Consider the following 25,468-nt stretch of genomic DNA (forward strand, 5'->3'; position numbering starts at 1 on the left):
TTCTAACAACTAATAACTAAAAACTGAAACTCTTCTTAAAGTAATTTTACAAACTCGTCGAACAGGAATTCTGTATCAGTCGGACCACTTGCAGCTTCCGGATGGAATTGTGCCGAGAACCAAGGGTTCTTCTTGTGGCGGATACCCTCGTTAGAGCCGTCGTTCATGTTTATGAACAGCGGTTCCCAGTCAGAGCTAAGAGTATTGTTGTCAACAGCATAACCGTGGTTCTGCGAAGTGATGAAACATTTTTCTGTTCCCACCATACGAACCGGCTGGTTGTGGCTACGGTGACCGTATTTCAGTTTGTATATTTTTGCGCCTCCTGCTTTCGAAAGCAACTGATTACCCATACATATACCAAAGATAGGCAGTTTTTCGTTCTGCATAGCCTTGCGGATGTTCTGCACTGCAGCGTCACAAGTGTCAGGGTCACCAGGACCGTTTGAGATAAACAGACCGTCGAATTCAAGAGAGTTGAAATCATAGTTCCAAGGAACGCGGATTACTTCCACATCGCGTTTCAGAAGGCAACGGATAATGTTCGATTTAACACCACAGTCCACGAGTACGACTTTCTTCTTGCCTTCACCTTCATTGTAGCGAATCACTTCCTTGCAAGAAACCTTGTCCACATAGTTCACTCCGGCATATTCGGCCTGAGGAATGTTATCCGGTTCATCGTCGAATACGATTTTTCCCATCATCACACCGTGTTCACGCAATACTTTTGTAAGCTCGCGTGTATCAATGCCCGTGATGCCAGGAATCTGCTCACGTTTAAGCCAATCGCCCAAGCTTTCCACTGCATTCCAGTGAGAATACTTTTCGCTGTAATCGCTCACGATAATCGCTTCGGCATGAATCTTTTCACTTTCCATAAAGTGAGGAAGCCCGTTCTCCGCAAAAGTAAAAGGAGGTACACCATAGTTGCCCACCAGCGGATAAGTCAGTGTCATGAGCTGGCCTGCATACGAAGGGTCTGTCAAGCTTTCTGGATAACCGGTCATGGCTGTGTTGAACACCACTTCGCCGGCTACCGGTTTTTCATAACCGAACGACTTGCCGTGGAATCGGCTCCCGTCGTCGAGGATTAATGTTACATTTCTCATTATCAGTATATTTTTTTGAGTTTTTAGTTTTTAGCTTTTAGTTGTTAGAAGAGTTCTTAGATGAGTTGTTAGTTATTAGCTGTTAGTTGTCAGAACTAAAAACTAATAACTATGAACTAAAACTTATAATTTTCTTCTATATAATTTATAAATGCCTGATTCACCAGTTTCACACCGCCCGGAGTTGGGTAGTCACCGCTGAAGTACCAGTCGCCCGTATGGTCAGGGCAAGCCTCGTGGAGTCCTTCAAGAGTCTGATATACAATCTCCACTTTAGCCTGTGTACCGGCAGGTGTCAGCAGTTCCACCATTTTTGCAGATATCTCTTCGTCTGTGAACGGTGCATATATTTCTTTAACATAGTTCACCATTTCTTCTTTAGGCAATCCTAATTGAGCCTTTGATTTGCTGTATGCATTTATTATAACATCCTGCATACCTTTTTCCTCAAGCAGTGCTATGGCAGCCTTGAAAGCGATAAACTGTTCCATACTTGCCATGTCTATACCGTAATAGTCCGGATAGCGTACCTGTGGCGATGACGATACTATCACTATCTTCTTCGGGTGCAGACGGTCAAGGATACTTATAATACTCTGTTTCAATGTCGTACCGCGTACTATACTGTCGTCTATTATAACCAGATTGTCTGCATACGGCACAAGACTTCCGTAAGTGATGTCGTATACATGGGCAGCCAAATCATTACGTGTATTTCCTTCGGCAATGAACGTACGCAGTTTGATGTCCTTTATGGCTACCTTCTCGCTACGGATACGCTGCGAAAGAATCTGTTCCAGTTCCGCATGACTAGGTTTATGACCTAATGCCTCGATGCGTTTCACCTTCAATTGGTTCAGGTAGTTGTCGAAGCCTTCCAACATTCCGTAGAATGCTACCTCGGCAGTATTCGGAATGAAAGAGAACACGGTGTGTATCACATCATTGTCGATAGCTTTCAGTATAGGAGCTACCAGATTCTCGCCGAGTTTTTTTCTTTCGCGGTATATATCAACGTCACTTCCGCGACTGAAGTATATACGTTCGAACGAACATGCGTTTTTTTGTTTTGGCTCGTTTATCTGTGCCAGACGCATCTGTCCTTTTTTGCTTATCATTATTGCCTGCCCCGGCTGAAGTTCATTTATACTGTCGGCAGGAACATTTAGTGCAGTCTGTATTACTGGACGCTCTGATGCCAGCACGAAAATATCATCATCCATATACCAGAATGCAGGACGTATTCCCCACGGGTCGCGTATGGCAAAACTTTCGCCACTACCGGTCAGTCCGCATATCACGTAACCACCGTCCCACGAAGGACTTGATGTTTTCAGCACGTTTGTCAGGTCTATTCTTTCCTCTATGGCATGAGTGATATTCATACCTTCCAGGCCTTCTCCCTTACATTCAGTGTACAGACGTTCCACTTCGCGGTCAAGACGATGTCCTACCTGCTCCAACATGATATACGTATCGGCATATTTACGTGGATGCTGTCCGTCTGCTGTAATCGACGCAAATATTTCATCTACATTTGTAAGGTTGAAATTTCCGCATAATGCGAGGTTCTTTGCACGCCAGTTGTTACGTCTGAGGAACGGGTGTACATACGATATTCCGCTTTTCCCGGTTGTAGAATATCTCAGGTGCCCCATATACAGTTCGCCGGCAAACGGAAGACACTTTTCTGCATAATCGGCATCACGCATCTGCTCCGGTGTCAAATCCTTGAAATAGCTGTGCACTGTTCCGAATATTTCGGTTATAGCTCCGGCTCCAAGTCCTCTTTCGCGGAACATATATTCTTCTCCAGGTGCAGCCTGAAGTTTTACACAAGCCAGTCCTGCAGCTTCCTGTCCACGGTTATGCTGTTTTTCCATCAGAAGATACAGCTTATTCAGTCCGTACATCCATGTACCATATTTCTTCTGATAGTGTTCCAGTGGTTTCATCAGGCGTATCATTGCCACTCCACATTCGTGCTTTAGTTGTTCCATACCTTTATTATCCTATATTTGTATTATTGTATATTGTATATGTCAGCGGGCGAAAAAAATCCCGGATATGCCGAAATGCATTTCCGGGTAAAATCATTTTTATGAAAAAGAAATTATGTATACCACAATAAAAAAAATGAAAAGCGGATTTCAGCAATGCAAAATGCTTCTGCATCTCTGCATGCTTCTGAAGTTTTATGATATTGAAAACCGAATAATATCTTTTCATTTTTTGGTCTTAATAGTAATATATATAATGTGTAATATTAAGTCTTATTAATGTTATATTCGGGATGCAAAGATATATATTTTCGGCGAAATAAATGCACATCATTAATACATCTTTAGAAAAAATATATTTATTAGAATTTGAAATACACTATAATTATATTTTAGGGTGATAAAAAAATAAGAAATACATTTGATGATAAAAAAATAAGAAGTAATTTTGGGTCGTGAAACGAAAACGCCTTTTGCCGAAATAACTCAGTTGGTAGAGTAACTCATTCGTAATGAGTAAGTCGCGGGTTCGAGTCCCGCTTTCGGCTCATCATTCCTCAAATTGTAAATAAAATGCCTTGATGTTTTGACTAAAACGACAGCTCGTTTTACCTAAAACGTCAAGGCGTTTTTCTGTCTTATACGACAGCACTTATTTTATAAGGTTTGCAAGAAGCTTTATTCCCTTTACTTTATTTATAACTTCGTATTTATGGCGTTTGAAGATTTTATTTATCTTTGCCGACATGGAAAAATTTGAACTCAACATATTGGGATGCGGTTCGGCACTGCCAACAATGCGCCATTCTGCAACTTCGCAAGTCCTGAACGTAAGAGAGAAACTCTTTATGATAGATTGCGGAGAAGGCACTCAGGTGCAGTTACGAAGATCCAGACTGAAGTTCTCAAGACTAAATCATATATTCATATCACACCTTCATGGAGACCATTGTTTCGGACTGATAGGTATGATTTCTACCTTCGGCATGATAGAAAGAACTGCCGACCTTCATATATACGCACATCATGATTTGCAGACTCTGTTAAAGCCACAGTTGGATTTTTTCTGCAAAGGATTGCCTTTCGAGGTGATATTTCATGATATAGACCCTACAGAACGAACCGTAATATACGACGACCGTTCATTGACAGTAGAAACCATACCTCTGAAACACAGAATGCCTACATGCGGATTCTTGTTCAGGGAAAAACCGCTTCCCAATCACATCATAAGGGATATGATAGATTTCTACAAGGTACCGGTATACATGATAAACAGAATAAAGAATGGCGAAGACTTCGTGTGCGAAGATGGAACAGTAGTTCCCAACAACAGGCTTACCATACCATCTGACCCTCCAAGAAGTTATGCTTACTGTTCTGATACGATGTTTAGTCCCCAAATAGTGGAACAGATTAAAAATGTTGATTTACTGTTTCATGAAGCGACTTTCCTTGAAACGGAAAAAGCAAGGGCCAAGGTAACTATGCATTCTACGGCACAACAGGCTGCCGATATAGCCCGCATGGCCGAAGTCAAGAAACTCGTCATAGGACATTTCTCTGCCAGATATGACGACGACGAATGTCTTCTGGCAGAAGCAAAAGAAGTTTTTGCCAACACTATACTGGCAAACGAAAATTTAAGTATAAACATTTGAACATCCTGACTTTATTGTTTTTATGGCAAATAATAATGAAGACGATATAAAAGAACGTCTGCACGACATCACCACCCGGCGAAAGGCCTTCGAGGAAGTGGTGAAAGAATTCAGCGAACAGCTTTATTGGCAAATAAGAAGGATGGTAGGTTCGCACGATGACGCTAATGACATCCTCCAAAACACATTTGTGAAAGCATGGACCAATATAGATTATTTCAGAGGAGAAGCCAAGCTGTCAACGTGGCTGTACAGGATAGCTCTAAATGAATGCCTTGCCTTTCTAAACAGACAGCGAGCACAGGAAAACATATCCATAGACGAAGCCGATTCCAACTTCATAAATATGCTGGAAGGAGACCCGTATTTCGATGCCGACGAGACACAGATTATGTTCCAGAAAGCCATACGTGCACTTCCGGAGAAGCAAAGGATTATTTTTAACCTTAGATATTTTCAGGAAATGAAATACGAAGATATCTCCGAGATAATTGGAACTACAGTAGGAGCCCTCAAAGCCTCATACCATCATGCTGTAAAGAAAATAGAAGAATATTTCAAACAGAACGATTAAACCTTTTACCCAATTTTTAATCTAACATAAAAGGAAGGAGATAGTAAAATGAAGGAAGATACCGAATTAAAGAACAGACTAGGGAATGAAAATCCTTTCAAAGTTCCGGAAGGATATTTTGAAAATATAGTTCCGGAAATAATGAAGCAGCTTCCTGAAGCCGAAGTGCAAGAAAGCGGCGAGATAAGCATGTGGGAAAAGGTAAAGCCTTGGGTATACATGGTAGCTATGTTCTGCGGGCTTATGTTCGGATTGCGTGTAATGATGATGGACAAACCTCTCAGTAGAGATACCGTATCAAGCAATGTTTCCATGACAGATACAGTGCAGGGCATTCCTGATGAATATATCGACCCTATATTGGATCAGGCCATGATGGACGACTATACATTATATATGTATCTTACAGATGCAGATATTGAAATATACAATTAATTCGATTTTTCATAATATGAACAGACTTATTGTAATTATTACTTTGTTTATATCATGTCTTGCCATTCAGGCACAAGACAAGAACGGATGTCTGAGCAAGGAACAGTTTCGTGAAAGACAAAAGCAATATCTTGTTGAAAAAGCAGGACTTACTCAGGAAGAGGCTGCAAAGTTTTTCCCGTTGTATTTTGAGTTGCAGGACAAAAAATTCTCCTATAACAAAGAGATGTGGGGGAAAATACGCAAGGTGAAGGAAGCAAAGAATATTACCGATGCAGAATATTCCCGAATTACGGAAGATGTGATAAAGACACGTATCACAGTGGATGAATTGGAGCTGGAATATCTGCGTAAATATAAAAAGGTGTTGAGCCCGAAGAAAATTTATAATATCCAAAGAGCGGAAATGAAGTTCAGCCGTGAGCTTCTGAAGGGGGCAGGACAACATAAAAAATAGGCTATTGAGCGGTATGTCCTGAATAATATGTGCCCAAATAAGGAAAAAATCCATTTTTTTTAGAAAAAAAAGTTCCGGGAGTTTGCATATTCAAAAAAAAGCGATACCTTTGCATCGCTTTTGAGAGATAAAGCACTTCGGAAGAAGTCCTGGAGAGGTGGCAGAGTGGTCGATTGCGGCGGTCTTGAAAACCGTTGTACCGCGAGGTACCCGGGGTTCGAATCCCTGTCTCTCCGCAACAAACGCTGAAAATCAGCAGATTGCAAAACAAACACCCAGTTTTACACCCAAGAATGTAAAGTCGGTGTTTTTGTTTTATTTAAGATAATACAACCACTACATAATAAAAGAGTAGCGATATTAAAAGAATCCGATGAGAAAAGACTAATATTTATCTATCCATTCAGTTTGATTTTTCAGGACTTTACATCGTCCTGAAAGTATTTGTTATTGTATTCCAACGTCAGGAGTGGATTATAATACAAGTTTTTTGTGTGGATAGAATTTCGTTTTGCTTAATGTACGAAAGTACTTATCTATAAACGCATGAAATATTAGCACAATGAATCATTGGAAATCAACTTTGGCCGTGATAGGAATAGGCCAACTCATATCTATTTTAACAAGTACGATTGTTGGCTTCTCCATTATTTTTTGGATTAGCAACGAATTTAAATCCCCGACAGCTTTATCTCTGGCTATTTTAGCTGGATTTTTACCACAATTTGTATTAGGCTTGTTTACCGGGGTCTATGTTGACAGATGGAATCGAAAGAAAACGATGTTTTATTCGGACTTGTTCATCGCGTTCTGTACCCTATGTCTTTTTATTGTGATAACCAAGGGTTATAAAGACCTTTCTTTTTTTTATCTATTGACTGCTTGTCGTTCAATAGGCAGTACGTTTCATGCACCTGCTTTACAGGCAAGCATCCCTCTACTGGTTCCCAAGCACCATCTTGTCAGGGTATCAGGTTTGTACCATTCCATTCAATCCTTCAGTGAGGTGATAGCTCCCGTTGTAGGGGCAAGCCTCGTTGTTTGGCTTCCCATACAGTATATTCTGCTCATAGATGTGATCGGAGCTGTTGCTGCTTGTCTGACCTTACTTTGTGTCCAGATTCCTTCTCTTCAAAAAACGAAAGTTCTTCCAGATTTCAAAAAAGAACTGACGGAATGTTGGCATACCTTGCGGCGTACAATGGGCATTTTGCCTTTATTCGTATGCTTTACGCTGGTGACTTTTGTCCTTATGCCTGTTTTTACGTTATTTCCTTTTATGACGCTTCTGCATTTCAACGGAAACATTTTGCAAATGGGAGTTGTGGAAATGGGTTGGGGCTCAGGGGCATTGTTGGGCGGTTTAGTACTTGCCTGTAAGGCTTTGAAAAGCAAGCAAACATTAGTGATGCATACGGCTTATGTGATATTGGGATTGTATCTGATTAGCGCCAGTTATTTACCATCAAGCGCATTTATAGGTTTTGTTTGCCTAACATTTACAGGAGGCATAGCCTATTCCATTTACCATGCGCTTTTCATCGCTATTATTCAGCAGAACTTGGCTTCGGACATGCTTGGACGGACTTTTTCTCTCATCTTTAGTTTGAGTACCTTTCCATCAATGCTGGGTATCGTAGCTTCAGGATATTGGGTGGAAGCATGGGGTATCACATCCGTCTTTATGATCAGCGGATGGGTTATCTTTCTGATTGGAGTGGGTGCAAATTTTATTTCTTCAATCAAGCAGTTGGATAATTACGCATAGTATTATTTATTAAAGAATTATTATATGACAAAGAAAGAACACACTACGATTACAGAGTTATTTCAAGTTTTGGACTTGTTGGAAAGCCTGGACATGCAGTTTTGGTTGGATGGAGGCTGGGGAGTGGATGTCTTGTACGGACAGCAAACCCGCTTGCATAGAGATATTGACATTGATTTTGATGCCAATTATACAGACCAACTCCTTGATCTTTTGCAGGAGAGAGGATATCAAATTGAAACAAATTGGTTGCCCACCCGTGTGGAACTGTATAGCAAAGAATTAGGCTATATTGATATCCATCCTTTTGTCTTGAATGCGGACGGCACTTCCAAACAAGCCGACTTGGATGGAGGCTGGTATGAATTTCAACCGGACTATTTTGGAACAGCAGTCTTTGAAGGCAGAAGCATCCCTTGCATTTCTGCAAAAGGGCAACAAGTATTCCATTCGGGCTACGATTTAAGAGAGAAGGATATTCACGATTTATCTATAATTAAACAATGTATAACAACAATGAGCCTAACAATTAGATAAGAACAAGAAAATGACAGAAAAACAAATTGTCTGGTATATCTTACTTACAGAAGTAAAGATAGACAGTGACACCCAGTCTGTCACATCCCTGAGTGTAGCTCCATTGGCAGTCTTGCCGGAATTCCAGCGTAAGGGAATTGGGGGGGGATGTTGATTCAGTAAGCCCATCAGAGGGCAGCACTTTTGGGTTACGGCACAGCAGTCGTATTGGGGCATAAAGAGTATTATCCTCGATTTGGCTATCGCAAGGCTATCGATTTAGGAATTGAATTTCCTTTCGAAGTCTCTCATGAATATTGCATGGTGGCTGAATTAATACCTGGAGCTACTGAGAATGTGAAAGGTATGGTTTGTTATCCAACTGACTTTAAATAGTTTAACAAGTAAAATTCATTATATAACTCGGACTGGGTATTTCAATTTCCCAGTCCGTATTCTGATAGTACTTATTCAATTGGAAGATTGTGTTGCTTCAAGAATGAAAGTTTATCCCAATACCCTCTTTGAAAGACGATTTTGTTATCTTTTACATGAAAAAATCCGCATCCACGAAGTCCAAGAGAGTCTTTCCATTCCATGATAGCCCATTCGCCATCTTCAAAAATATTTTCCACCATACAAACCATTTTAGCAGTGGCAAATTCATTCACAAACATTTTGTAGATTGATTCTTTACCTATTATTGGTTCGTTTGCGACTTGATGATTTACTGCATTAGTAGCATACAGCTCTGCTATATGATAAGCATCTGCTTTGTTAAAGCAATCTATCCATTTTTCCAAAACTTCTTTAGGCTTCATTTTTTATAAATTCTTAGGATTTTGATTCTGTAATAAAAACAATCTGTTTGGATGCATAGATACTTGATTTTATTAATAATAGGCTATTCTATATTCTAAATCCTCTGGATTTTTGCTCTCTCTGCACCGAGTTACGTAGATTCTGCTGTAACTTTTCCCATTGTTCCTTAAACCATTGTACTATGGGTTGTCGGTTTATGGTCAGCATAAGCTTACCACTATCCATCGGATGTTTCTCAACCCTAAAAATATCATTCTTGATGTCAAATTTCCACCTGTGTTCTTCGGAATAAATTTTGCCACTACATTGTATGGATTCTTTCTTTGTCAAGAGGTTTTCTATCATGTCTTTGGTAAACCCGATAACAGCGCATAATTTTTCCATTCTCAACATCTCTTTGAACATGGGAAACCATTTGTGGGCTTTTTCAAGCAAGGTGCTCAATCGTGATATTTCCTTGTCTTTGGCTTCAAGTTCTTGATTATGTATTCTTTGAAGATTACGAATTTGTCTGCTATGCTGTTCCTGTATTTGTTGTATCTGAATTTTTAATTCATCAGTAGCTTTGTCCCGTTTGGTAATTTCCTGATGTAGCTGCTCGATGTGATGTTCCAGTTCTTTCAGCTTACCGCTTCCGAAAAGAGAACCTACACCGCTTGCTATGGCGGTAGCAGCATTGGTGGCTGTTTTCTTTAGTTTGTCCGTGCGTATCTCTGCTTTTACCTGTTTGAGTTCCTGTTCGGCAAGGCTTACTTGTTGTTCCTTGTGTCGCTTGGTTTCCTCTATACGTTGCAGTTCGGCTTTCTGCTTCTCAATGATGAAATCATTTCGTTCCAGATGCTCTTTACCTGTGACAGCTTTTGCCTGTCCACGTTCCATCAGGAGAATATCGGAAGCAAGGGTCTGCATGGTTGCCATATCCTCGTCATTGAGCTTTCGGCTCTTTCCAGTTTCATGGTTCATCCAGTCGAATACGACATGAGCATGATAATTTGGTTTGAACCATCTGTTACCGACTTGGAAGCTCTCCTTGTCTTCTGCTTCCGGCTGACCGTTCAGCCAATGCCCTTCGTCTTTATGCAGGAAAATCTGTAGCGGAGTGATGCCCCAGCGTCTTTGGCACTCTTCACCGAATTTGCGTACATCAGCCAGTGTGGTGTCCGGTCTGATAAGCAATACTCCTTCACGGATGGGTGAGCATCCCGCCACCTTGATAATCTTTCCATTCTTTCCCTTGCGTTCCCTTTCCTTTTCCTGCATGGCACGTCCGGTCTTTTCCTTGACCATTTGCTTGATATTGTCATAATGAGTTCGCAGTTCGGGAGTGCCGAAGTCGGGATTTATCCACTGTTCGTTATCGGTGGAAAGTTCGGGAACGACATAGATTCTGGACTCCCCGATATTACGCATATACTCGGCAGTCCTTCGGTTGTGTGCCTCGCTCGATGCGATGTTGCAAGGCTTGATATGTATGCTTGATTTTGTTGCCATAGCTTCTTTCCTTTGTTTACAATTGATTTACTTTGCTCGCTTTCGCAGAGGGGTTCTTAGGGGTAACCCATAAGCGGAGATTGCAAAGAGAGGGTCACTCTTTGCTCGGGGTTCTCAGGGGTGAAACGCCCTGAGTGGGTCATTAGGGCAAAGCCCTAATCCCCTCGGGAGAGCCCACAACTACGAAAGCGAAGCGTGTAGTTATAGTGGGCTATAACCGGAAGCCTTTCGGTTTCTTGGATAGCGTATCATTCCTCTTTTCGACAGATTGCGCTTGCTCTTTCCTATCGGCTATTCGTTTCTGTAAATATTCGTTCAGATCTTTACATCCACTGTAGATTTGCGAGGCGTCACGTATATACCGGGTAGCATCATACTCCTTTCGGATTTGCTGTATTGCTTCCATTCCTGCACGGTCATTGTCAAAGAAACAGTGGATGCGCTCATAGCTTCCCAACGGATAGAGTGCCTTGGGAACATTGGCTACGGAATTAAGAACTATGTAATCCTGTCTGTCGAAGTCGGGTGATTGCGGACAGCTTTCCAGCCTTAAAGTAAGAAAGGAAAGGTAATCCATAAATCCCTCAAAAACGTAACATGTACTCCTTGGTTTTCCTGACTGTCTGATATGGGATATTTCTTTTGGTGCGATACATCCCTTGAAATATCGGTTGCGAATTTCATATCCGCCTGATATGTTCGGAAAGGCAATGGCGAAATACCGTTTGCCGTTGTGGGTGAAACGGGCTTCCTTACATTCTCTTTTCGCCAGTGCCGTGTTTATCCCTCTTTCCTGTAGGTAGGCAAGCAGGGCAGGAGAAGCCAGCAGCACAATGTCCAATTGCTGAAAACTCGGTTCGGAAAATGATTGCTTGCCAAAAGAGAAAGACACGGGACGTATGTGTGGTATCTGTTCTTCGATTTTCTGTAGAAGATAAGGCACATAGTCGGAACAGTAGAGTTCCTGTGCCAGTGCGATGATATTTCCACCTTTGCCGATTGCGAAATCATACCATTGGTTGCGCTCGGTATTTACTTTGAACGAGGGTTCTGTCTCTTCCCGTAACGGGGATTTGTACCATAGGTTAATACCTTGCTGCTTGACGGGAGAATATCCCAAACTGTACAGAAAATCCGCTATCCTGATTTGTTTTGCTGTCTGTATATCCATAATAAGATGAGTGTTTGAATAATGGTTGGAATATTTATTTCTCTTTTCGCCCGTACTTTTTTATGAAGTACGGTCTGTATAATCACTTCACTTTATCTTCGTATATATAGGATACGGTAATAAAGTGAAGCGCTTTTCTATTCCCTACAACCGCTTCGCTTTATTCTTAATATATAGACCTGCCGAATAAAGTGAAGTGATTACAGGTTATACGGTCTAATAGTGAAAGTCCGGCTTGAACGTGTATTTCCTGCCGTTCTCCTGTACTATCATCCGTTTGTTCCGGAGCATGGTGATAAGTGATACCGCTTTTTGATGGTTCAGTTTTACACCTACCGACATATATGACTTGATTAAGGAGGTTTCCAGATCCTTGTAGCCGTATTCCTCTTTCAGTCCGAAAGCCGCTTCCAGTGCTATGCGGTGCTGCTGTTCGCTAATATGTCTGTAAGGGTCAAACTTTTCCTCTTCCGGTCTTCCGGGTTTCTTCGCTTCGGGTCTGTACCCCTCTATGAGTTCAGGCAATGCATTGTCGTTGATACGGAAAGCGAAAGGCTCGAAATCCATTGCACGGATGTGCATGGCTGAAACATTGCTTATATCCCCGTTGCTCTTGTCCTTTTCCACCAGCAGAACGGTTTCCGCCTTGTTGTTCAGCTCCGTACCGATATGCCCTCTTGCGTTTTCATCGCCTTTGTTCTGGTGGAGTATCGTATGGATGTGTATCTGCCTGTCATCCGTCCACTGCATCAGTTTGGATATAATGCGTGTCGATTCTCCCGGACTGTTGATGTCATATACCATATCACGGATGCCGTCTATGATTACAAGCCCTATGTCCGGTGTATTATAGATAGCCTGTTCGACAATCCTGATACGCTGTTCGGGCGTGTATTTCCTCAAAGCGAGAAACTCCAGATGTTCATTGTCCCTGTCATCAGGAAGACCAGCAAGCCGTAAAATACGTTTCATGACTTTCAGACAGTGATAATGGCTTTGTTCCGTGTCCACATAAAGAATCTTCCTTTTTTCTTCCGGTAGTTCCGCAACATACCGCAGTACCGTACCGTTTTTCAATGCGGCGGCTACGATAGCCGATACATTGAAAGTCTTTTTACTCTTGGCTTTGCCGATGGATGCACTGAAATTGCCCAGTGTACCAATGACCGAACCTTGCACTTTTAGAATCTCAGGTGCTTTTTCGTAGATTTTCGACAGACTCAGGCGTGAAGCTTGCCAAAGGATTATTGCCTGTTCTGCCGAAATCTCCTTTATTTCTTTCATATAGTCCATAAGCATACCTCCCATTATTTCCGTCCTCCTGTTTTCTTCCCGGCAAGCTCAAGAGCCAATTCCGCATCTACGATAATCTTGCGCCCTATCTGGGTAATCGCCTTGTCTATCTTACCGCTTTTCTTTATGCGGTTGGCAGTGGGCAGACTGCACCCGAACAGTTTGGCTATACCGAGTATTCCGTACACATACTTCTTTTCCGTGTCTGTAACGGGTTGCGGCAATGCTTCGGCCTGACCTGAAGCGTGCTTACTCAGGAATATGAATTCTTCGCCTGTCATCTGCCAGACGGGTTTTGATAATAATTCTTGGATATTTGTCATCGTCCAATCTATTTAGTCGTTAAACAATCAGCCCTGCGCACTGGCTGTTATTTCTGTTCTCGAACGATGCAAAATTAGGTAGGGTTATGAGTGGTAAGGATGGGGACGGTACAAACTGAATATCATTGTATCTTATTGAATATCAGAAAATAAAAATACCACTCAAAAATTATTTTGAGTGGTAAAAGTGGAACTTTCGTAAAGTATCAGGATATATTACGGATTATCTGAATATATGTTCCATTTCCTTGGCGAAATTTTGGTTGCTGTCACTGGGGAAATCTGAAACAGGCTCCTTGTACTTGGATTTGTAGTAGCTGTCGTCAATATCCAGCAGTTTCAGTATTCTGTCTTTCCATTTGTCCCTGTCCTGTTTGGAGAGTTTCTCGCTCATCAGGAATATCAGATAGCATACACGTATTTTCTCTCTCGGTTTTATTTTCAGCTTACAGTTGCAGGGGTGAAGATTCATATTGGCATAGAAATCCGGTGCGGAAATTTCTTCGAACTGTTCTCCTATGCACACCTCATGAATGAGCGAAAGTAATTTCATGCTGAAATATTCCTGTTGTTCTTCTGTCGTTTCCTGCTGACTGATTGGCTCGCTTGATTTATTCTCTTGCTTTCCGTCAGGAATGTATTTCTTCAATATATCCAGAAAAAGGCAGCTTTGACGGTATATGTCCGCACAACAGTTCTTCATGTATTGGAATGCCTCTGTTCTTGCAGCCTTTTGCTGATCATAGAGTTTGTTCAGTTTGGCTTTTTCCCTGTCATATTCAGCCTTGCAGCGTTCATATTCTTTCTCTGCCTGTTTTTCCTCTTCGGCTGTATGCTCCCTGTAACCAATGGAATCATACCTGTTGTTGGCTTCATTCAGCGGCTTGCTCAGACTTCTTGTAACATCCAGCTGGGCTTCAATTTCCTGAGAATACCTTTCCATGTGCTGATAGCAAGCACGTTCTATGGCTCTGTCACTTAACGGGCGTATCTCATAAGCCTGTATGCTCTTTTCTATTTCAGTTTTCAGGCTGTTGAGTATCAAGGTGTATTGCTCTTTTTGCTTGTCAAGCACCAGTTCAAGGATAGCGGCTTCAAAGGATTTCATGTCATTATACTCCTGATAGAAATCCGATATGAATTTCTGCCTGTCAAAAGAAAAAGCGTAATTATCTATATAGTCTCTGTATATTCTGTTGAGTTCTCCATATTGGGGAATCATCGTCTGTATCTTTCCTGCCATATACTTTATATTATGGGTTCTTGTCCTTGTCAAGGAATAAGGTCAGTTCTTCTTCCACTTCTTCTATACTCGGTAGGGCAGATTTCAGATTTTCGGGTACTGCCTTGCTCAATTGATAGTCGCTGATACCTATCGGCTGGTCATATCCAGCCAAGGCATATTGTGCCACGACCTCATCCTTACCCCTGCACAGCAAAAGACCGATGGTCTTGTTATCATTTTCTCCCCTCAGTTTATCATCTACAACATTGATATAGAAATTTAACTGCCCTGCATATTCCGGTTTGAATGGCGTTGCTTTCAATTCCACGACAACATAGGCATGGAGCTTGATATTATATAGGATCAGGTCGGCGAAAAAGTCACTGTCCCCAATCTGGAAATGTTTTTGTCTGGCAACAAAAGCAAAGCCGTTACCCATTTCCAGCAAGTAACGGGTTACATGCTTTACCAACTGTTCTTCTATATCCCTTTCGTCAGCCTTTTCCTTTGCTCCTGCCAAGTCAAAGATATACGGGTCTTTTAACAGATAATTGGCAAGATCGCTTTGAGGTGCCGGAAGTGTGGCAGTGAAGTTGTTTACCTTGTTACTCTTGATTTGTCTGTCATACAGATTACTTTCAATCTGCATTTTCAGCACATTACTGCTCCAACCCATTTCTACAGATTGTTTCATATACCAATACCTTACGCCCAATGGTAGCGGATTATTGAGTATGACCATATGGCTTGCCCAATTTATTCTTGCAATCGGTGACGCCAAGAATAAATCTTCTATATCCTCTATTTTTATTTTATAGATGGTTGCTACTGTTTTTGCTACATTCTGAAATTGCGCAGGAACCTCCTGCGTAATTTCTAAAGATTGATTATCAGCTGATTGTATTTGCGCAGTAAGCTCCTGCGTAAATTGTCCGCTATTGAGCTTAAGGACTTCATTAGTAATGTTTTGAATATTTGGGACCGACAGTATTGAATCTGCTTCAATAAAACTACGAAGTACATTTAACGGATATAAACGGGCAAACTGGCACATATAAGTAAGATTACGTTCCGAATATCCCTTCTTTTCAGGATAATTGAATCTGATTGCCTGTGCCAATTTTTTGATAATTTTACCACCCCACCCATGTAGGTGTTGGTGGTACAGTATATAATTCCCCATTTTCCAGTAATGGAACAACATCTGGGCATTGGCTGCGGTAATGAGTCGGACTTGTGCCTGTTCTATTTCCGAACCGACAGCATGGACAAAGGCATCAAAATGACCTTTCTTTATATTATGTTCGTTGTTATTTTCCATATCACTAACTATTACTTAACAAAGATAACTCTAATAATGGATAATCTGTGAAACTGACTGATACTTTTAGAGTTGGTTAAACTTGTTCATTGCATTGGCCTTAATATCGTCTGCTATGTCAATGTAAGGCTTCATGGCTTTATAATCACTGTGCCCTGTCCATTTCATTACAACCTGTGCAGGAATACCGAGAGCCAGTGCATTACAGATGAATGTCCTTCTTCCTGCATGTGTGCTGAGTAATGCGTATTTCGGTGTAACTTCATCTATACGTTCATTTCCTTTGTAGTAGGTTTCACGTATAGGTTCGTTAATTTCTGCCAGTTCTCCCAGTTCTTTCAGATAATCATTCATTTTCTGATTGCTGATAACAGGCAATGCCATGTGGTTTTCAAAATGGATGTCCTTGTATTTTTCAAGTATGGCTTTACTGTACTTGTTCAGTTCAATACTCAGACTATCTGCCGTTTTAACGGTGGTGACTTCTATATGGTCGGACTTGACATCACTTCTCTTTAGGTTACGAACATCTGAATAACGCAGACTGGTAAAGCAACAGAACAGGAAAACATCCCGGACACGTTCCAGATACTGTTTGTCTTTGGGTATCTGATAGTCTTTTAGTCTGTTCAACTCTTCCCATGTCAGGAAGATTACCTTCTTGGGGGTGGTTTTCAATTTCGGTTTGAACGTATCGTATGCTATATTCTGGTGATAGTCTTTCTTGAAGCTCCATCGCAGGAACCATTTGAGGAATCCCATTTGTTTACCGATGGTACTGTTTCTCATGTCTTTTTTGTCACGCAGGAAATTGATATACTCGTTCAATCCGAACTCATCGAAATATTCAAAGGTCACATCTTCCTTGAACTCCTTGAGGTGATTTTTAACGGCTGCAAACTTTTCGTATGTGGATTCAGTCCAGTTATTCTGATTGCCGCATTCTTTTACAAATTCATCGAACACCTCCCAAAAACTTATCTGTGCTTCTTCCTGCTGTTCTTCGTTGGCATTCTTCATCCGCAGGTTGAATGCATCCTTTAGTTGTTGGGTAGTTGGCATGGTTTCCTGTACCTCAAACTCCTTGAACACATTTTGAATTTCGGCATAGTATTTCAGCAGATCGGCATTGATTTCAGATGCACTTTGCTTTAATTTGTTGGTACACCCGTTCTTTACTCGCTGCTTGTCGGAATCCCATTTGGCTACATCGATGCGGTAACCCGTTGTAAACTCAATGCGCTGGCTTGCGTATATGACGCGCATACGGATGGGGACATTCTCCACAATTGGCACACCGTTCTTTTTCCGGCTTTCCAATGCAAAAATGATGTTTCGTTTGATATTCATAATTGGGTGCGTTTGAAATTCTACACCCAAATATACACCCAATATTTGGAATAGCAAAAGATATTCAGAAAGATTTAGATTTACTATGTATTCCAAATTGTGTGTGATTATCAGTAATTTGCAATTTTATGATATTTCTTGAATGTATAGGTTCGAGAGCCTGTCTCTCCGCTAACAAAAGTCTTGTTAAGCACTGCTTGACAAGACTTTTTATTTATAATCGGAATATCGTTAAACGGATATAAAAAAAGATATGGCTACACCGAAACCTCGATGCAGCCATATCTTTTTTATCATTCTATAGTTTTAAGCATTTCCTTTACTGCAGCCTCAAGCTGTCGGTCTTCACCTCTCAACACTTCTTCAGGAGAATTGTAGACTTCGATGTCAGGCTGAAGTTCCTTATTCTCAAGATACTCGCCACGCATATTCATACATCCCACCTGTGGTATTCCGAAAACAATGCTTGGATCTATCTGTCTTTCCCACCATACGGCAGTCATTGTTCCAGGAACAGGAGTACCGATAAGTTTTCCTATACCCAATTCCTTGTACACCCAAGGGAAACCGTGAGCGTTACTGTAGTTGTCCTCACATACAAGGACGCATGAAGGTTTCAGCCACTTGTTGAACGGATCGCTACCTATATATTGTCCTCTAGGAACAAATCTCTGATATTCCTTGCCGCTAAGCAACGTAACAAGGTCATCGTGCAACCATCCTCCTCCATTATGACGTGTATCTACAATCACGGCATCCTTGGTTCTGTTCTTCTCGCTCAGCAGCTCACTGTATACGGTACGGAAGCTAGGACTGTTCATTCCCTGTACATGCACGTAAGCCACACGTCCACCGGAGAGTTTCTCAACAAGTTGTTCATTTCGTCTTACCCATCTCTTATAGAGTAAATCTGACTGCTCGCCTGAACTGATAGCCTTTACTGTCACATCAAAACGTTTCCTTGTTTCAGGATTGTATACGGAAAGAAGTACCTTCTTGCCGGACTTGCCTTCCAACATAGGATAATAGTCCACTCCAGCCAAAATCTTCTGTCCATCTATTTTTTCGATGATACATCCTTCTGTCACACCTGTCTTCTTTACTGCAAACGGTCCTTTGGCTATTATTTCCTTTATCTTCAAACCGTCTCCCGTATATTCATTATCGTAGAACACACCAAGACACGCAGTTGAGAATGAAGCTCCGGATGCATAATATCTTGCTCCGGTGTGAGAACCGTTAAGTTCGCCAAGCAGTTCGCTCAGCAGTTCCTGGAAGTCATAGTTATTGTTTATATGTGGCAGGAAACGTTTGTAGTTTTCATAATAACCTTTCCAGTCTGTACCATGCAAATCGGCCACATAGAACTTATCCTCAACCTGTTTCCAGATATGATTGAACATATACAGACGTTCCTCATAAGGACGATAATTGAAAGGAGCACTGAACTCAATATTCTTCGACTCGCCTTTATCCATATCCACTTTTTTGATTGAAGAATTGCAGAGGTAGAGATTTTCCTGTTTTTTGTCCGTCATCATAGCTCCGTAGCCGATATTCTTCATCACGATAGAAGTTTTGTCATCTTTCAAGTCGTGCATCCACAGGTCATAACCTCCCTCGAATGCAGCCTGATAGTAGAGTTTATCGCCTTTTGAAGAAAGTACAGCATCACCAAGTTTAGAAGAATTTACCGTCAGACGGATAACTCTGTCTCGACAGTTCTCAAGATCAAATTCCAGAGGTTTTACTTCATCTTCCTTATCTTTCTTGTCATCTTTCTTCTTTCCTTTTTTCTTTTCGGTTTCCTTTTTATCGGCATCTTCCTTGTCTTTCTTTTCTTTCTCTTCTACGAGACCTAGTTCCTCTTTACTCATGCGGAAACGTTCGTAAGCATCAAGGTCGAAGAACATGATATAAACATCATCCTCTGCTCCCCAACTGCCATGACTGCGATATCCCGCACGGTCGCTCTGCCAAATCATAGCCTTACCTCCGAGAACCCATTTCGCACCACTGTCAGTATATCCGCTCTGAGTCAGGTTATGAATTTCGCCATTGCCAGACGCATTGACCAAAGCAACGTCATTATTGTTCCATCCGCCGTGTCCGATATAGCCAGAAAGTAGCCAGCGGCTGTCCGGACTCCATTCAAACCACTGATCGCCGTCGGAATAGGAATACTCAAACTTACCATCCATCACCGTACGGACAGTTTTCGTCTTGAGATTAAGTACACGTAATGCTGTTCTATTCTCCAGAAAAGCGACCTCTTTTCCGTCCGGACTATACTGTGGCTGGAATGAAGTAATATTGCTGTTCACCAGTCTTTCTTCTTTGAATTCATTGGCATATGTAAACAATTCATCTTCTTTATTAACCAACGAAGTCTGATATATCTGCCACAGTCCGTTACGTTCTGACGCATAAACAATACTTCTGCCGTCTGGAGAGAAATCTATATCCCTCTCCTGCTCGGGAGTGTCAGTAATCTGCTTTGTTGTCTTATATTCTACAGATGTAACATATACATCGCCACGCAGTATGAAAGCTATCTCCTTACCTTCTGGAGAGACTGAAATCTCCGTTGCGCCAGATGATTTAAGCCATTTCACAAGATGCTTGTCATAACTGTCGGACACGATGCTAACGTTGACTTTCTTTGGAGATTCCCCTTCTTTCACCGTATAGATTTCTCCATTAAATCCATAACACAAAGTACCGTTTGATGCTACAGAAAGGAAACGTACTGGATGATCGGTATGAGACGTAAGACGTACAATGTCCTTACCTTCTATATCTGATTTATAAATATTGAAACTGCCTTCCCTCTCACTTAGATAATAGAATGATTTTCCATCCGGAGCCCATACAGGAGTTCTGTCCTCACCGTCGAAAGATGTAATCTTCCTGTAACTTCTTTCTGCCCCTTCCTGTTCTGTACAGAGCCACACATCACGTGTAATAGACGATGTGTGGTGCTTTCTCCAAGCATCCTCATATCCTTTTTTGTCATGATAAAGAAGAGACTTGCCATCCGGACTGATACTAATATCCTCCATAGGTATAGACGAAAACAACACAGGTCTGCCTCCTTCTGTTCCTACCTTGTATATTTGTGGAAACTGAGAGCTAGGGAAAGTCATATCCTCCGCTTCAGGCATCACCACAGCCTGAAAAAGTACATGATTGTTGTCGCTGAAAGCATACGGAATCTCATTGCCGGAATGAGTGGTAAGCCTTTTCGGAACTCCACCCTCACTATTTACAATGAATATATCCATACTTCCTTCTCTACTTGATGCAAAAGCAATCCTACTTCCGTCAGGACTCCACACAGGATGTGTGTCATGTCCTTGATTAGAAGTAATCTGCAATGCTTTTCCACCTCCAACCGGCACAGTGTAAATATCACCTTTATAAGTAAAAGCTATCTGCTCTCCGTCAGGCGAAATAGTACAATAGCGCATCCATAATGGAGAATTCTCTGCATACGATGCCACTCCGGCAATAGAAACGATTGTTGCGAATAAAAGTCTTCTCATAAGCTTGATTTTTGTGAATTTAAGATTACTAAGTCCGTTTAATATAATAGTAATACAAAAATCAGAAAATTCTGGAAATCCGACAAGAAACGGACAGAAAACTTTGTACCAAGAATCACTTGAAGTCCGAACACCTATGAAAGATCTAAATACAACAACAGCCAAATTCTAATTCCTATAATTATCAGACATTTTCTTCAAAACATCTACAATCTGCTCCAAGCCGAAAACACCGGTATCAAACGATGCGTTATAATTTCTTGAGTCGCCCCACTGCCTGCCTGTGTACTGGAAATAATGCTCCTTCCTTGCTCTGTCAGTATTAGCAATCACGTTGGCTGCTTGTTCTTCGGCTATTCCATATTCTACAACTGTTCTTTTCACCTTGTGTGGCATATCGGCATACAAGAATATATTCATAGTATTAGGACGATCCTTAAGAATATAATCTGCACAACGTCCCACTATCACACACGGTTTCTCCGACGATATGCGACGTATTACTTTACTCTGAGCCACAAACAAGGCATCATCTGCCGACAGACTCTTGTATAATGGTGCTTCATAATCCTGCATTATCATCTGATAAAGCAACGAACTAGGCATACGCTGCTCATTTTTCGAAATAAATTCCTCACTGAAATTACTCTCTCCAGCTACAAGAGTTATCAGTTCTCTGTCATAAAATGCAATACCCAGTTCCTTGGCAAGCATCTCTCCCAACTTGTGTCCTCCGCTTCGTACTCGCGAGAAATAGTTATAACCAAAGGAAGTCTTTCACCACTGCTGACAACAGACTGTACATCGTTCTTGGATACTCCAGAAAGCCAGCCTCTGAGGAATGCAAGGCGTGGCATTATCATGCGTACAAACGGACCCGTAATCAGAGCTGCTATAACAGTTCCTTCTCTCACACCATCTATACGTCCTGAAAGCAACCACGATCCTAATGCTGCAAGCAATACAAGAGATACATCGAAACAAATCTTTATAGTACCAAAATCCTTCTTCAGGCGCATTGTAGCAAACTGTATGGTATACTCGGCATAATCATCGTCACATCGGCTATCACCTCCAAGCAGATACCGAATGCCAGTACAAGACATCCCACTACAAGCGAAATTATCTTTACATAATACATCTCAGGCATCCATGCAGCCGTGGTCCACATTCCGAAATCCGTAAATACGGACAAGACAAATGCCACGGGGAACTGCATCAGAAGTTCTACATTACGTTCCATCACGCCCTTCTTCCCAAGCATTACCACCTGAAGAATAATCAGAAATATAGTGAAAAAGAAGAAATAAGTACCTAATGAAAGCGATGTGTTAAGACTCGCCACATACGGCACACTCGTTATGGGCGATGTGCCTAAATCGGAACGTGTTATTATACTGATACCAAAAGCTATTACTAAAAGTGAAATTCCGAATACTAAATATCTCCTGACGAGTTCCGCCCTACTCTTTCTACGTTTTTCTTCCATAAAATATACTGTTTGATTTGACGGCGCAAAGTTATTTATTTACATTTGTTCCTGATTTGCACAAAAAGACATAAACAATGCAATTTGCGCCAGACAATTCATGGAAAGAGAAACGACTTTCACTGATTGAAAAGATACCTGACTGCGAAATTCTGACCAAAATAACAGGCAGAGAAGAGATAGAGCTCAATCCGCATTCGCACAACAGACACCAGATAATATATATACTTTCCGGAACACTCCATATTGAAGCTAACGGAAAGAACCACTTCGTGACTGAAAGGCACCTGGTGTGGATTCCTGAAGGTACAATACACAGACTGTCCAGTAATAACCGGCAGATTTCATTATTGGTAGGATATTTCCGTACGGAGACCACTCCTGACGATTCGTTCATCATATTCCGTACAGACGAAATGACTGCCCGTAATCTGGATTTTATCAGCCACCGGCGGAGAATAAACATGTACAAATCACCGGAAATATATTCCTTTGCATATGGCTTTCTTAAAGCAATTCCTCATATATGCAAGAAAGCTACCTTCCCTGCACAATCATTTATAATAACCGATGATAACCGCCTGGTCTCTATTCTGGAATATATAAAATCGAACATCAGTCAGGATTTGACCATCGAACACGTGGCCACAAGGTTTGGTTTATCAAAAAGAAGTCTGACTCGCATATTCACAAATTCAAATATACGTTTTGTCCATTATCTCAATTATCAGAGAGTAGTACGGGCTATCGAAATAATATCGGACGGATCAATGAATATAGAACAGACTGCATATGAAGTGGGATTTAACTCTCCAAACAGCTTTAGCCGGGTATTCAGACAAATCACAGGCGAATCTCCTTCCGGGTATTTCAGAAAATGAGTTAAAATAATTATTTTTGCAACTGACTATAATAACAAATTAAATTCATAATAATGGAAACAGGATTAAAACACATCAGCACTGTAACTGTAAGTGCAGCCAATACAGCCCTTGAAATAGGTTCGGGCGATATGGAAGTTTTCGCAACACCTGCTATGGTGGCTCTAATGGAAAACGCCGCAATGAAAGCTGTTGCTCCTCACTTGCCTGAAGGTTCAACCACAGTTGGAGCAATGATGGAAACATCGCACATCAAACCTTCGGCTTTAGGTGAAACAATAAATGCTGAAGCTGTTCTTGAAGAAATAGATGGCAGAAAACTTACATTCAAAGTTACCGCATCAGACTCAAAAGGAACAATAGGTGAAGGAAAACACATACGCTATATAGTGGACAGAGAACGTTTCCTCTCAAAGTTAAAATAACCATTAATAACCTGAACAAAACAAAGACGAACCGTTACATACTAAGCTGAAACGGTTCGTCTTTGTTTTTATATCTTCTTTAATCTCCATTTTCCACGATGAAGATATATACTGCAGAATATAAGCAGAAATCCTCCATAAACATGTTCCGAAGTCCAACACCATGCCACATCTAACCTCATTACCTGGATTATCACTGTGATATAAGTGGCATAAATCAAGAGAGTGGACAACTCAAGGATAAACGCCATACGTGTGTTACCCGTTCCAGACACAGACTGGAAATATATGTTCGATGCAGCCGTAAGCCAAGTTGTGGTACAGAACACCCACAACGATGGTATTGATGCTTCGATAAGATCAGGCATATCTGTATATATCCCCAATACCAGCGTAGGGAATATAGCAAAAAATACAGTCAGCGGCAGAACTATAGCCAATGCCAGTTTTATATGTTGATGCACAGTACATACCACACTGTCTGCCTTTCCGGCACCTATCTGATTGCTGACCAGCGAACCACACGTAGAAGCAAATGCAGATATTATCATAAATGTAATACCGGAAATGTTCCTTATGATGTTTGTTATCGCAAGTGGACGTTCACCCAAATGCTCCACATAAAGAAAGAAAATAAACCATGTGGAAAGCGAGATGAAATTCTGAATCATCGTCCACAGAGATACATTTAGTATGCGTCTAAGTTTGTCTGTATTGAATGAACTGAACTTGTTCAAACCGTATTTCTTCAAGTCGATTTTCCTTACGGTATATGTAATGAAGAATATCAGAGAGACGAGTTCCGCAAGCGACGAGCCTATTGCCGCACCGGCTATTCCAAGAGCGGGAAATCCCAATTTACCAAAAATCAGTATGTAATTGAAAACAATATTTGAGCCCACCATCACCAGCGAGTTCAGAGTAAGAGTCTTGGTCTGTGTAGTTCCTACGAAAAAAGCCCTGAACATAACAGCTACGAACGAGAAAAAGAAACCGAAAGCCCTCCAATGTATATAACTCTCGGCTGCCTCATAAATATTCTGTGAAGAAAGTATCTTTGGCAACAACCACGGAGTTATCAGTTCCGTAAGAATAAACGCAGCTGCAGCCAGAAATATCATGAAATACACACCCTGATAAAAGATATCACCAATCTCAGAATATCTCTTCTCACCGTTCCTTCGTGCCATCAGTATCTGCGAACCTATACTGAAGCCGAAACCTATCATGAATATAGCTATGTAATATACTCCGGCTATGGCAGACGCTCCAAGTTCAATCTCACCCACACGTCCCAAGAAGGCTGTATCAGTCATACCTATAGCCTGCTCCATCACAAGGCTTATAAGTATGGGATAGGCTATTGTCAATATTTCTTTCGAAGTGTATGCTCTTTTTTCTATACTGTTATTCATTATTATATCTTTTATACGGTACAAAAATACAACAAACTTGGCATTATCAAGCTGTTGCGGCTATTCTTAATACAGAAAACCATATGCATTGAAGTAACATAATTACATTATAAATGTAACAGACATAGAATAAAGAAGCTCTTGATATTGACTAGAAACATATTTAAGACTAAATTTGCCCCATATAAAGAAGT

At 41.2% G+C, this 25,468-nt stretch carries 25 protein-coding genes and 2 tRNA genes; 12 read left to right on the forward strand and 15 right to left on the reverse strand.

Features of this window, described 5'->3' with window-relative positions:
• Window positions 1-35: 35 nt before the first annotated feature.
• Entirely contained in the window at window positions 36-1,112 is a 1,077-nt protein-coding gene (gene carA / locus I6E11_RS02165) for a glutamine-hydrolyzing carbamoyl-phosphate synthase small subunit (RefSeq protein ID WP_235336184.1), read from the reverse strand.
• Between the two features lie 116 nt (window positions 1,113-1,228).
• Entirely contained in the window at window positions 1,229-3,112 is a 1,884-nt protein-coding gene (locus I6E11_RS02170; RefSeq protein ID WP_235336185.1) for an amidophosphoribosyltransferase, read from the reverse strand.
• A gap of 475 nt (window positions 3,113-3,587) precedes the next feature.
• On the opposite strand from I6E11_RS02170, the gene I6E11_RS02175 reads away from it, so the two are divergent.
• From I6E11_RS02175 to I6E11_RS02220, 10 genes are all read left to right on the forward strand, one after another.
• Window positions 3,588-3,660: transfer RNA gene (locus I6E11_RS02175), tRNA-Thr, on the forward strand.
• Between the two features lie 198 nt (window positions 3,661-3,858).
• The gene (locus tag I6E11_RS02180) at window positions 3,859-4,773 is read left to right on the forward strand and encodes a ribonuclease Z (RefSeq protein WP_235336186.1); all 915 of its coding nucleotides are present in this window, start codon (window positions 3,859-3,861) and stop codon (window positions 4,771-4,773) included.
• A gap of 22 nt (window positions 4,774-4,795) precedes the next feature.
• Window positions 4,796-5,347 (forward strand): RNA polymerase sigma factor, encoded by a 552-nt coding sequence (locus I6E11_RS02185; protein WP_235336187.1) that lies wholly within the window; start codon window positions 4,796-4,798, stop codon window positions 5,345-5,347.
• A gap of 48 nt (window positions 5,348-5,395) precedes the next feature.
• Window positions 5,396-5,782, forward strand: a complete 387-nt coding sequence (locus I6E11_RS02190; protein ID WP_235336188.1) for a hypothetical protein — start codon at window positions 5,396-5,398, stop codon at window positions 5,780-5,782.
• 16 nt (window positions 5,783-5,798) lie between these two features.
• Complete coding sequence (locus I6E11_RS02195) at window positions 5,799-6,239, forward strand: hypothetical protein (RefSeq protein WP_235336189.1); 441 nt, start codon at window positions 5,799-5,801, stop codon at window positions 6,237-6,239.
• Window positions 6,240-6,390: 151 nt separating this feature from the next.
• A tRNA-Ser gene (locus I6E11_RS02200) sits at window positions 6,391-6,475 on the forward strand.
• Between the two features lie 326 nt (window positions 6,476-6,801).
• Window positions 6,802-8,007, forward strand: coding sequence for a macrolide efflux MFS transporter Mef(En2) (mef(En2), locus tag I6E11_RS02205; RefSeq protein ID WP_005924254.1), 1,206 nt, complete (start codon window positions 6,802-6,804; stop codon window positions 8,005-8,007).
• A gap of 24 nt (window positions 8,008-8,031) precedes the next feature.
• Complete coding sequence (gene lnu(AN2), locus I6E11_RS02210) at window positions 8,032-8,544, forward strand: lincosamide nucleotidyltransferase Lnu(AN2) (RefSeq protein ID WP_004308783.1); 513 nt, start codon at window positions 8,032-8,034, stop codon at window positions 8,542-8,544.
• A gap of 10 nt (window positions 8,545-8,554) precedes the next feature.
• Complete coding sequence (locus tag I6E11_RS02215) at window positions 8,555-8,698, forward strand: GNAT family N-acetyltransferase (RefSeq protein WP_004308782.1); 144 nt, start codon at window positions 8,555-8,557, stop codon at window positions 8,696-8,698.
• Window positions 8,699-8,727: 29 nt separating this feature from the next.
• Window positions 8,728-8,919, forward strand: a complete 192-nt coding sequence (locus tag I6E11_RS02220; protein WP_004308781.1) for a GNAT family N-acetyltransferase — start codon at window positions 8,728-8,730, stop codon at window positions 8,917-8,919.
• A 71-nt stretch (window positions 8,920-8,990) separates the two neighbouring features.
• Here the strand turns inward: I6E11_RS02220 and I6E11_RS02225 are convergent, their stop codons facing one another.
• From I6E11_RS02225 to I6E11_RS02280, 12 genes are all read right to left on the reverse strand, one after another.
• Window positions 8,991-9,344 carry a nuclear transport factor 2 family protein gene (locus I6E11_RS02225; RefSeq protein ID WP_004308780.1) on the reverse strand — a complete coding sequence of 118 codons (354 nt, stop codon included), beginning with the start codon at window positions 9,342-9,344 and terminating at the stop codon, window positions 8,991-8,993.
• A gap of 88 nt (window positions 9,345-9,432) precedes the next feature.
• Entirely contained in the window at window positions 9,433-10,836 is a 1,404-nt protein-coding gene (locus I6E11_RS02230) for a hypothetical protein (RefSeq protein ID WP_004308779.1), read from the reverse strand.
• A gap of 211 nt (window positions 10,837-11,047) precedes the next feature.
• Window positions 11,048-12,007 carry a DUF8464 domain-containing protein gene (locus I6E11_RS02235; RefSeq protein ID WP_007842328.1) on the reverse strand — a complete coding sequence of 320 codons (960 nt, stop codon included), beginning with the start codon at window positions 12,005-12,007 and terminating at the stop codon, window positions 11,048-11,050.
• A 216-nt stretch (window positions 12,008-12,223) separates the two neighbouring features.
• Window positions 12,224-13,306, reverse strand: a complete 1,083-nt coding sequence (locus I6E11_RS02240; RefSeq protein ID WP_007842329.1) for an AAA family ATPase — start codon at window positions 13,304-13,306, stop codon at window positions 12,224-12,226.
• 8 nt (window positions 13,307-13,314) lie between these two features.
• Entirely contained in the window at window positions 13,315-13,623 is a 309-nt protein-coding gene (locus tag I6E11_RS02245; protein ID WP_007842330.1) for a DUF3853 family protein, read from the reverse strand.
• A 223-nt stretch (window positions 13,624-13,846) separates the two neighbouring features.
• Window positions 13,847-14,866 (reverse strand): hypothetical protein, encoded by a 1,020-nt coding sequence (locus tag I6E11_RS02250; protein ID WP_118442040.1) that lies wholly within the window; start codon window positions 14,864-14,866, stop codon window positions 13,847-13,849.
• 10 nt (window positions 14,867-14,876) lie between these two features.
• Complete coding sequence (locus I6E11_RS02255; protein WP_007842332.1) at window positions 14,877-16,169, reverse strand: PDDEXK nuclease domain-containing protein; 1,293 nt, start codon at window positions 16,167-16,169, stop codon at window positions 14,877-14,879.
• 66 nt (window positions 16,170-16,235) lie between these two features.
• Window positions 16,236-17,519, reverse strand: coding sequence for a site-specific integrase (locus I6E11_RS02260; protein ID WP_021992115.1), 1,284 nt, complete (start codon window positions 17,517-17,519; stop codon window positions 16,236-16,238).
• Between the two features lie 293 nt (window positions 17,520-17,812).
• Complete coding sequence (locus tag I6E11_RS02265; RefSeq protein ID WP_235336190.1) at window positions 17,813-21,064, reverse strand: S41 family peptidase; 3,252 nt, start codon at window positions 21,062-21,064, stop codon at window positions 17,813-17,815.
• 168 nt (window positions 21,065-21,232) lie between these two features.
• Window positions 21,233-21,778, reverse strand: coding sequence for a cytidylate kinase-like family protein (locus I6E11_RS02270; RefSeq protein ID WP_235336202.1), 546 nt, complete (start codon window positions 21,776-21,778; stop codon window positions 21,233-21,235).
• Window positions 21,733-22,083 (reverse strand): DUF6198 family protein, encoded by a 351-nt coding sequence (locus I6E11_RS02275; RefSeq protein WP_235336191.1) that lies wholly within the window; start codon window positions 22,081-22,083, stop codon window positions 21,733-21,735. Before I6E11_RS02275 ends, I6E11_RS02270 begins: the two co-directional genes overlap by 46 nt.
• The gene (locus I6E11_RS02280; RefSeq protein WP_235336192.1) at window positions 22,074-22,553 is read right to left on the reverse strand and encodes a DUF6198 family protein; all 480 of its coding nucleotides are present in this window, start codon (window positions 22,551-22,553) and stop codon (window positions 22,074-22,076) included. Before I6E11_RS02280 ends, I6E11_RS02275 begins: the two co-directional genes overlap by 10 nt.
• Before the next feature lie 77 nt (window positions 22,554-22,630).
• Between I6E11_RS02280 and I6E11_RS02285 the strand changes: the two genes are divergently transcribed.
• Both I6E11_RS02285 and I6E11_RS02290 read left to right on the forward strand, forming a co-directional pair.
• A complete protein-coding gene (locus tag I6E11_RS02285; RefSeq protein ID WP_235336193.1) occupies window positions 22,631-23,434 on the forward strand; it encodes an AraC family transcriptional regulator in 804 nt (267 codons plus the stop codon).
• Between the two features lie 53 nt (window positions 23,435-23,487).
• Window positions 23,488-23,859: a thioesterase family protein gene (locus I6E11_RS02290; RefSeq protein WP_235336194.1), complete on the forward strand. Its 372-nt coding sequence runs from the start codon at window positions 23,488-23,490 to the stop codon at window positions 23,857-23,859.
• 68 nt (window positions 23,860-23,927) lie between these two features.
• Here the strand turns inward: I6E11_RS02290 and I6E11_RS02295 are convergent, their stop codons facing one another.
• Entirely contained in the window at window positions 23,928-25,274 is a 1,347-nt protein-coding gene (locus I6E11_RS02295) for an MATE family efflux transporter (RefSeq protein WP_235336195.1), read from the reverse strand.
• Between the last annotated feature and the right edge of the window lie 194 nt (window positions 25,275-25,468).

This window comes from Bacteroides caecigallinarum (assembly GCF_021531075.1).
In the GTDB taxonomy this organism is placed as follows: domain Bacteria; phylum Bacteroidota; class Bacteroidia; order Bacteroidales; family Bacteroidaceae; genus Phocaeicola; species Phocaeicola caecigallinarum_B.